This window comes from Protofrankia symbiont of Coriaria myrtifolia, assembly GCF_900634755.1.
GTDB lineage: Bacteria > Actinomycetota > Actinomycetes > Frankiales > Frankiaceae > Protofrankia > Protofrankia coriariae.
In genome coordinates, this window is record NZ_CAAAFS010000174.1 from 1 (window position 1) to 8,919 (window position 8,919).

7 protein-coding genes and 1 pseudogene are annotated in these 8,919 nt (G+C 68.5%); 4 read left to right on the plus strand and 4 right to left on the minus strand.

Annotated features, from left to right (window positions below; translation table 11 throughout):
- Both CM1CMNOD_RS09765 and CM1CMNOD_RS09770 read right to left on the minus strand, forming a co-directional pair.
- Positions 1-402 (minus strand): WXG100 family type VII secretion target (locus CM1CMNOD_RS09765; RefSeq protein WP_131773959.1); only part of this gene is annotated, 402 nt, incomplete at its 3' end.
- Positions 403-792: 390 nt separating this feature from the next.
- Complete coding sequence (locus CM1CMNOD_RS09770) at positions 793-1,545, minus strand: class I SAM-dependent methyltransferase (RefSeq protein ID WP_013873494.1); 753 nt, start codon at positions 1,543-1,545, stop codon at positions 793-795.
- Between the two features lie 354 nt (positions 1,546-1,899).
- On the opposite strand from CM1CMNOD_RS09770, the gene CM1CMNOD_RS09775 reads away from it, so the two are divergent.
- Both CM1CMNOD_RS09775 and CM1CMNOD_RS09780 read left to right on the plus strand, forming a co-directional pair.
- Positions 1,900-3,141 carry a putative transmembrane alanine and leucine rich protein gene (locus CM1CMNOD_RS09775; RefSeq protein ID WP_013873495.1) on the plus strand — a complete coding sequence of 414 codons (1,242 nt, stop codon included), beginning with the start codon at positions 1,900-1,902 and terminating at the stop codon, positions 3,139-3,141.
- A gap of 128 nt (positions 3,142-3,269) precedes the next feature.
- Positions 3,270-4,175: a PfkB family carbohydrate kinase gene (locus tag CM1CMNOD_RS09780; protein WP_043603426.1), complete on the plus strand. Its 906-nt coding sequence runs from the start codon at positions 3,270-3,272 to the stop codon at positions 4,173-4,175.
- A 285-nt stretch (positions 4,176-4,460) separates the two neighbouring features.
- Here the strand turns inward: CM1CMNOD_RS09780 and CM1CMNOD_RS09785 are convergent, their stop codons facing one another.
- The gene (locus CM1CMNOD_RS09785) at positions 4,461-4,673 is read right to left on the minus strand and encodes a hypothetical protein (RefSeq protein ID WP_013873497.1); all 213 of its coding nucleotides are present in this window, start codon (positions 4,671-4,673) and stop codon (positions 4,461-4,463) included.
- Positions 4,674-4,839: 166 nt separating this feature from the next.
- On the opposite strand from CM1CMNOD_RS09785, the gene CM1CMNOD_RS09790 reads away from it, so the two are divergent.
- Positions 4,840-6,849, plus strand: coding sequence for a DUF4062 domain-containing protein (locus CM1CMNOD_RS09790; RefSeq protein ID WP_013873498.1), 2,010 nt, complete (start codon positions 4,840-4,842; stop codon positions 6,847-6,849).
- Positions 6,846-8,015 (plus strand): argininosuccinate synthase domain-containing protein, encoded by a 1,170-nt coding sequence (locus tag CM1CMNOD_RS09795; protein WP_013873499.1) that lies wholly within the window; start codon positions 6,846-6,848, stop codon positions 8,013-8,015. The genes CM1CMNOD_RS09790 and CM1CMNOD_RS09795 overlap by 4 nt, the downstream gene beginning before the upstream one ends.
- 59 nt (positions 8,016-8,074) lie before the next feature.
- On the opposite strand, the pseudogene CM1CMNOD_RS21685 reads toward CM1CMNOD_RS09795, so the two are convergent.
- Positions 8,075-8,919: pseudogene (locus CM1CMNOD_RS21685) on the minus strand (hypothetical protein); the annotation flags it as partial.

Below are 8,919 nucleotides of genomic sequence, written 5' to 3' on the forward strand. Positions count from 1 at the left end.
ACACCGCAGCGCGGTCTGGGCCGGGGTGAGGAGGGTCTGGGCATGGTCACGGAGGGCGCGGGCATCGCGGCCACGCGCGAGGGCACGGTCGGCCTGCCGCTGGGCGGCGTCCAGGATCGGCTCGTAGGCGCCGAGGGCCTGGCCAGCCATCCGGTAGGACGTCTCCAGCCTGGTCAGCTGGCCAGGGAACTCGTCCAGTTCGTCGCGGAAGGCGTCACCGGCGGTGCCGGCCCAGGACTGTACGACACCGCCGACGGTGACCGTGGCGATCTGCCCGCGGGCATGCTCGACGTCGGCGGCGAACGTCAGGAAGCGTCGCGCCAGCTCGCGAACGGCAAAGGGGTCGCCCGGGGTTGGGTCGTGCTCGATGTCGAGGACACCCCAGTCGGTGGGACGGCTCACCGGACCGGACGACTTGGAGCGCGGCCAGGGCCGCAGGAACAGCGGCGGGCGTGGCCGGCTCCGTGTTCCGAGGAACACACCCGGTGGACGCGAGGAACGCGTAACGGCGGATGCACAACCTCATGGGCACCGTCCAGGCAGGATCAGGGATCAAAGCCAGGCAAAATTCATAAACAGGATGAAATTAACATGCACTGTGGCCGTCTGGCCACCGTAGCCGCCAGCCGAGTCGACCGAGATGGCCGGCCCGCTACCGGCTCTTCCGGGGCGGGAGTCCGCGTTCCGCGGGGCACGGTCGGGCCGGAGGCGGCCCCGGGCCAGCCTCGACGGGCGCGACTGTGTTCTGTGTTCCGCGGGGCACGGTCACGTCAGTGCGCCCCGCGGATCCGGTCAGCCCCCTCGCACGGCGCGGACGGTCAGCCGTACGTAGTCGACGACGGGCGCGGGCAGGCGTTCGGCGACGGCCCGGGTGAACGCGGCCCGTTCGTCGAGGGGCAGCCGGTCGAGGTGCGCGCCGAGGACGACCGTTTCCAGGTAGCGCAGCAGCAGGTCGTCGTCGGGGAAGACCGCCGGGTCCGCCACCAGCGTCACCTCGGTGTCGACGAAGCCGGCGGCCCGCAGAAGGGCGTCCGTCCCGGCGACGTCGGCGAAGTTCCACACGTCCGGCACGTCGTCGACCAGGTTGTCGATGGCGCGGATGACGTTCGCGATGTTCCCGTGCCCACCGCATTCGAAGACGAGCTGGCCGCCGGGGGCCAGGACGGCCGCGAGGTTGTCGAACAGCGCGCCATGGTCGGGTATCCAGTGGAAGGCGGCCACGCTGAAGACCGCGTCGACCAGGCCGGCCGGGCCGGGTAGGCGCAGCGGCCGGGTCAGGTCCGCGTGGACGATCTCCAGGCGGTCGGTACGGCCGGCCAGCCGGGCTTGCAGCTGGTCCAGCATGGCGGCCGAGCCATCCACGGCGATCACTCGCCCGTGGGGCAGGCGGTCGAGCAGGGCGGCGGTGTCACGGCCGGTCCCGCAGCCGACGTCGAGGACCGTCTCGCCGCCGGCCAGCGCCAGGCGGGAGAGGGTGCGCAGACCCCACTGCTCGTGGGGCAGTGGCAGGGCATCGTAGCCACGGGCGTCCCATTCGTGAGGCATGTACCGATCCTACGTTGCGACGGGTGATGGTTCGATAGCAGGATGGGACGCCATCCGCCGCCGAGAGGAATGCCGAGGGGTGAGGCCCTGGTCGGATCCCGTACCGGTGCCGGGGTGGGCAGGGACTGACAGAGCCGGCAAGGGAGCCGGCAGGAGAGCTGGCAGGGACGGGCAGGGTCGGTGGTCACGGGAACCGACAGTGATCGTCAAGGAACGGTAACGAAATTTTAAACAACAATCGTGGGGTCCGGCCGTGTGCATGCGCCGGGGACCGGGAAGTCTGGAAGAGGACGAATTCGGTGATGCGATCTTTCCCGCGGCATACGTCCTGCCTGGAAAGGGGAGCGAACGGATATGACCGCTGACCATACGCCGCGGGGAACGGTCCGCACACCGGTGTCGGTACGCCCAGGGGCCGCCGTCGCCATCGCCTTGTTGACCTTCCTGCTGTCCGCCTTCATACTCCCGGCCGCGGTGCCGGACCGCCCGACCGCCGCCTATCTGTCCGCCGGGCTCATCGGTGCCGGAGTGGTGTTCGGCGTGCTGCTCGCCGCGGACTTCGCCCGGGCCGCGGCCGCGCGTCGGGCGGGTGCCGAGGTCAGCGGGATCACGGTCGGCGCCTTCGGTAGCCGGCTGACCACCGTGACGCAGATCACCGAACCCGTGGCCGCTGCCCGCGTTGCCCGCGCCGGCCTGCTCGTCGGTGGGCTCGGGGGAGGTGCGCTCGTCGTGCTCGGCTGGCTCGCCCCCGGCGGCGCCGCGGCGCTCGCCGGCAGCGTCGGACTGTGGGCGGGCGGCCTCCTGCTGCTGCTCACCGCCTCGGAGCTGCTGCCCACGCCACGCACCGGTGGGGGGCGGCTGCTCGCGGCCGCGGTGTACCGCCGGACGGGCAGCCGGGAACGCGCCGACGCCGCCGTGGCCCGGGCCGCGGTGATCGTCGGCTGGACGCTGATCGCGTCGGGCCTGGCCGTGACCTTCCTGACCAGCCCGGCGGGGCTGTGGGTGGCGCTGCTGGGCTGGATCGCGCTTGGCGCTGGCCGTCTCGAGCAGTCCCGGTTGCGCACGAACCGGCTGCTGGCCGGCGTCCGGGTCGGTGAGGTGATGGGGCCCGCCCCCGAGAGTGTGGCCGGTTGGCGCACGGTCGCCGCCGCTGTGGACGAGGTGGTGGCGCCGGCCGTGGTCGCCTCCGGGCGGACGGTGTTCACCGTCGTGGATTTCGACGGTGCTCTCGCTGGCGTCGTGTTCCTGCGTGATCTTGACGCGGTCCCGCTGGACGACCGCGGGCTGACCAGGGTCAGCAAGGTGAGTGTGCCGATGGCCGGGGTGTGCCTGACCACGCCGGACGAGCTGCTCACCGACCTGCTTCCGCGGCTGGCCGGACGGCCGGGCGCGGGCCTCGCGCTGGCGGTCGACGACATCGGCGGCGCCAGGCCACAGCCGGTCGGCGCCGTCGGCCATATGGAGATCACAAAGGCGTTGGCGGTCGCGTCGTCGCGGGCCGCCGTGGCTGGCGCGCATGGTGGTGCTGGTGGGCCGGGTGCTGGTGGGCCCGGCACGGTCGGCAGGGTGCCGGGCGCCGCGCGGCCGGTCGACTGAGCGCTCCCCGAAGCGCCGCCCCTGACCGGCCGGCCCATGTGATGAGCCCCCGGTCAGGGTTGATCGATGGCATGCTGGCATGCGCATACGCCGGAGTGCCCGGGACGGACACGAGTACTGTTGCCGCCATGACGATCAGGACCGCCGAGGCGTTGGCCGGCTGTGCGCCCGTCGACTACCTGGCGGTGGGGAACCCGACACTTGACGTCCTGCCCGACTCCTCCTCCACCATCGGTGGGAGCATGGTCTACGGCGTGGTGCAGGCGGCGCGGCTGGGCCTGTGTGCCGCCGGTGTCGGGTGCGGCCATGATGCGGAACTGGCACCGGTGTGGACGCCGTTCGAGGCGGAGGCGTTTCTCTACATCCAGCCGGCGCCGGAGACGACCCGGTTTCGCAACGACAACGCCGGCAGCCTGCGAACCCAGTGGCTGGAGGCGTCCGCGGGCGTCGTCTCGGGGCTCGACCGGCTCCCGGAGAGCAGAGTGCTGCATCTGGCGCCCGTCGCGCGGGAAATCGTCCTCGACGATGTTGTCCGGCGCAGCGCGCGAGGGCTGGTCGGGCTCACCCCACAGGGCCTGATCCGTTCCTGGGACGCCAGCCGGCTCGTCCGTCATCACATGCTGCACATCGACGGCGCGACCGCGAAGAACATCGACGCGGTGGTGTTCGCCGACTATGAGGTCGCCTATCTGGCCAGCGTGGCCGAGGCGGTGCGTCGCGCCGGCGGGGTCGTTGTGATCACCAAGGGTCCTCGCGGGGCGGAGGTCCTGCTCGCGAACGGGAGACAGGAGTTCTCCGCCATCGCGGCCGACCGTCTCGTCGACGACACCGGCGCCGGGGACGTTTTCGCCGCGCCGCTGTTCATCGCGCTGGACACTGGGAGCACGGTCAGTGACGCTGTCCGGTTTGCCGCGGCGGCTGCCACGCTGAGCATCAGCGGAATCGGCCCGGGGGCGATCGCCACCCGGGACGCCGTCGTGAGGCTGGCCGGCCGGGACACCGCGATCGATCGCAGCGCCGTCGGGCTGTTCTGACGCGCCTGCGTGCTGTCCCGATCTCGTTCGTTCGGAGGTTTTTTCCTTCGCCTACGCCGTAGTCAACGCCGTTGACGCCCCCTGGCGTCAAAGTTGATCTTGAAAGTTGTCGGTTATCAGCGGTTGTCGGTCGTGGTTGTCGCTGGTGGTGTCCGAAACCGAAATTGTCCCGGCGTCGCCCCGGGTGTGGGCCGGGCCCGTGTCAGGCGCCCCGCATCGCGGGCTGCCGCGTGTTCGCCGGCCCTCGTCGAACTGTTCCGAGAGGGCCGGCGAAAACCTGAGATTCTATTCGACCCGTTCGATCCGCTGGCCGGCGTCTTCGGGGTATCTCGACACACGGTTGTGCGGGTTCCACGGATAGTGAATGCTGTCGGCGAGCCGGCGGGCGTCCATGATGTCACGCCGTTCCTCGGCCAGCCGCAGAAGAAGGAGTAGGAACACGCAGCCGACCGAGAGCAGCGAGATCAGGAAGAGGAAGAAGACGAGGATCGGGCTCACGTGAACACCCCCGGTTAGAAGAACGCGGCACCGTCGGCCATCTCACGCCGACCGGTGCCTTCCCTGCCGAACCGACCAGCCCTAGAGTCACATGAGCCAACACCTTGTGGCTAGCGGAGAGATGACGGGATAGTTTCGGGCAGCCGGAAAAAAATCGGAAGAGAGAGTGGCTGGGGTACAAAAAGGGGGGAGCCTTCCACGTGAGCGGGCCCGGCAGGCGCTGATCGACGATCTGACCGCTCTCCGGAAAGGCCGGGGCCTCTCCCTGCCCGCGCTGCAACAACGGGACGGCCTGTTGGCGGTCCTGCGGGAATGGAGCGCCGCCGCCGGCCGGGACGGTTCCGTGTCGAGCGCGTTCGCGGTGCTCGTCCAGCTGCTGTCGGACCTGGACCTGAGCATCCGGAGCAGGTCCCTGCGCAACGCCTACGCACTCGCCGAACCCTCGGCCGCGGGTACGTCCAGGTTCTTCGAGGACCCGGGGATTCTCACGGCCCGGCGCCGGCGGCTGGCCGACGTGGTGGGGTTGCATCCCGACACCATCGAGAACTACGAGAACGAGAAGATCTTGGAAATCGCTCTGACGTTGTTGGAGGGGCCGCCACCGAGCTCCGGCGGCGTGGTGGCGGTGGCGTTCGAGCACACGAGCAGCCCCATGCGGGTGTTCGTCAGCGGTACCGTGACCGATCTCGACGAATACTGGCGCCCGGCCCGGGAACGGATCGTCGCCCAGAGCAGTGAAGAGGCGGCCATCGAAATCTTGAAAAGCCGCGACCAGCGGAACCGGCAGCCGTTGTTGGACGAGGTGAGTGCCTGCGACGTCTATGTCGGGATCATCGGGCATCATTTCGGTGACGCCTCCGCAGATCCCGCGCGGTCCGCGACGATGGCCGAGTACGATCGCGCCCGTGTGCTGGGGAAACAGTTGCTGATCTATCTTGTCGATTCGGGCGAGGCCTGGCCGGAAGGTCCCGGACAGCCCGATCACCAGCAGTTTCAGGCGGAGTTCCGCCGGGAGCTCATGCTCCGTTTCTCGCCGTGGTCCTTTGACAGCGCCGCGGATCTGCAGCTGCGGGTGCGGCACGACCTGGCCCGTCTTGCGCAGGAGTTCAGCCAGCCGAACAGCCCGTACCGCGTCTTCCATCCGGATCTGCGGTCCGTCCGTGACGTGTTCGACACGCGGAATCAGTCGACCCGGGCCCAGGTGGCCGATTTCGTTGAGTTCCTGGCGGAGCAGTTCCGGCCGTTGTTCGCGATCAGCCCGGATTCCTACAACGACCATCCGATCCTGCGCGAGGCGAAACGGCGGCTCAGCGACCTGATTCCCGAGGTCGGCCTGTCGGTGACGGACGGCGTGGTTCGGCGGGCCGGCGTCCGTCATGTGATCATGCGTACCGAGACGGTTGTGCGGATGCTGCAGACACCGCGCCGGCTGGACGCGCGCGAATTCGAGAAGACCGGCCAGGAGATCGGCCGCAGCGCGGCCCGCGACCTTGTCGACCACGCCCTGCACTACGGACGCTGGGTGCCCTCCAGCCCAGCGGCCTTCGTCGCGCTGTGGAACTACTGGGACCGTACCGGCGGCTGGGGCACGTACGAGCTGCGGAACGTGACGGAGGAGTCCTGGCACCTGGCGATCCGGGAGAACTTCCTGCGGACCACCGACCTGGACGAGACACGCCAGCTCTACACGTTCTGGCAGGGCTACATCAAAGGATTCCTCAACCGTGCCCTGCCGGAGATATCAGCCATCATCCTGCGGATTCCGGAGGAGGAGCGTACCGGTAGCATCAGCATGCCACCGGCGACCCGGGTCCGTTCGGTGCGTTACGAGTCGACAAGTGAACGGGAGGACATCTTCGTCATCACCTTCGAGCGTGGCCCGTTGTTCAGCGCCTTACGGGGGCTCGTCGGGAGCAGTTACCACCGTGAACGCCACGAGTACGCCACGTCGCTGGTGTGGACCCGCGGCGCCTTTCAGGCGGCCTGGCAGAGCGACGAGGACCGCATGCGGAAGATGCTGGCCGAGTATTTTTCCGGCCCGCGGTATCATCGCTGCGTTCAGACCTTGCAGTCCTTTGACTACCCGCCTGACGATCCCGAGCTCGCCGATGACTGCTTCGTACTGACGAACCGCCTCATACAAGAAATCGTGGATGCCGGCGAGGGGGAAGAGTGAACACCGTCATCAGGGAGCTCGAGGAAGTCGACGAGGCCTTTCTCGCGGCCAACAGGCTGGTGGTTCTCTACAGTGGTGGGCTGGACGGCACGTACCTGCTGTACCATATCCACCGGGTCCGCCCGAGCGCCGAGGTGATTGTTCTCAGTTGCGACCTCGGCGGGGGAGTGGATACCAACCGGGCCCGGATGATCTGTGCGAACCTCCCTTTCGAGCACATCGTGCTGGACCGGACCGCGGCCTTCGTACGGGACTACGCGTTCCCTTCGATCTCGGCCCAGGCATGCTATGGGGGGACGCATCCGATATCGGCTTCGCTGTCCCGGCCGCTGCTCGCCCGGACGGCCTTCGACGAGGCCACCCGGCGCGACTGCTCGGTCATTCTGCACACCGCGGACGCCACCCAGAACAGTCTGCGGCGTTTCAACCGGACCCTCGCCGACCTCGGGTTCAGGGGACACTATGGGTCACCTTTTTCCGCCCGTCCGCCGCATCGGAGAGAAAAGCGCTGGACGCTGGCGGAGGCCGGCATCATCGACGACGGCGCGTCAATCTTCAGTACCGATGTCAACATCTGGTGCCGTGAATTCGAGGCCGCCGGGCTCGACGACCCCGAGAAGATAGAGATTCCGGAGTCGCTCTTCCACTGGACCCGGTACCGCGGCACCGACCCGGTGGAGGTCGAAGTGTCCTTCGAGGCTGGGACACCGGTGGCCCTCGACGGCGTCGAAACAGACGGTGTCTCCCTGCTCTCCCGGCTGAACGACGTCGTCGGGCAGTTCGGCCTCGGCCGTTTCATTGGCCTGGAGGAGATCGCGAACGGCCAGAAGGTCCAGGAGGTGCGGGAGATGCCCGCCGCCATGCTGCTGATGGACGCCTACCGGCGCCTGGAGCAGGCGACCCATCCCGCCTCGTGCATCCGGGAGAAGATGCACATCGAGCAGTTGTGGGTACAGGAGGCGGTCGAGGGACGCTGGCTCAGCCCACTGCGGGAGGCGTCCCAGAGTTTCATCTCCACGATCGCCGCGTCGGTGTCCGGGAGCGTGCGCTACCTGCTGTCAGAAAACCGTATCCTGCTCCGCGGCCTCACCGCCGACGCCCCCCGCTACGTCCGCGACCGCTCCCAGATCCGCCTCCCCGCCGCACAGGACCACACGGCCCCGTGACTCCCTCCACGTCACGGACGCGGACGACGGCGACCGGGGGCCGGTGGAACGGTCCGTCGTCAGTCGTCCGCGGTGGGGGAGAGCGGCTGCCTGCCGGGGTCGAGACAGTCGTTGCTGATTCTCGGCTCCCGGCCGCTGATGACGTATCTGCACGGCTGTCCGTTGTCGTTCTCCGGATCCTGGCCCGCTCTGGTCGGTCCGGACGGGAGCTCCGGGCGGGAGAGGTCGACGTATATGACCGTCATCTGCTTGCTCACCGCGACCTGAGAAGTACGGAAATCGACACATCCGGTCGCGCCCGGCCACGCCTGCCGGCTGGTGGGGTCCTCACACCTTTCCTGGTCGTCCTGCCGAGGATTCCTGTCGTCCAGGTAGGGTTCCTCCCGCAGGGTCTTCCAGGCCTGTGCTCTGCTGATCCCCACGCCTGATTTTCTGATGGCGTCGACGAACAGCTTGGCCGTGTCGTAGGCCAGACCGGTACGCTCGTCCACCCAGGGGGGATCCGAGGGGTCCACCGTGTCCGGTGCGTACTTCTTCTTGATCCCGGTCACCGTGTACATGTCCTTCAGGCGGCCGCAGAAGTCCCGCAGCGATCTGCTCGCAAACGGCGGGGGATTCTGTTCCAGCTCTCCGTTCAGGCATTTTCTGCCGGCGAGCAGCACGGGTGCTCCCTTGGAGACGAACCTGAACTCTCCGCCGGTGCCGCGGCCCACGTCCTGGCTGACCACTCTTGAGACCGAGTCGTCGGCCAGCAGCAGCTCCCCGCAGCGTTCCATGCCCCGTAGGAACTCGCGAAAATCGTTGTACCGGCCGGCGAAGAAAACGAGATCCGCTGGCTGCTGCTCCCCGCACCGGTCGCGAAACCAGTCCGCTGTTCCCTGCGCAGGTGCCCATCCGCGTGGCT

What these genes read in the sequence shown, in the direction of transcription:
- CM1CMNOD_RS09770 (WP_013873494.1), bottom strand. Translation starts at nt 1,545, where the DNA reads ATGCCTCACGAATGGGACGCCCGTGGCTACGATGCCCTGCCACTGCCC.
- CM1CMNOD_RS09775 (WP_013873495.1), top strand. Translation starts at nt 1,900, where the DNA reads ATGACCGCTGACCATACGCCGCGGGGAACGGTCCGCACACCGGTGTCG.
- CM1CMNOD_RS09780 (WP_043603426.1), top strand. Translation starts at nt 3,270, where the DNA reads ATGACGATCAGGACCGCCGAGGCGTTGGCCGGCTGTGCGCCCGTCGAC.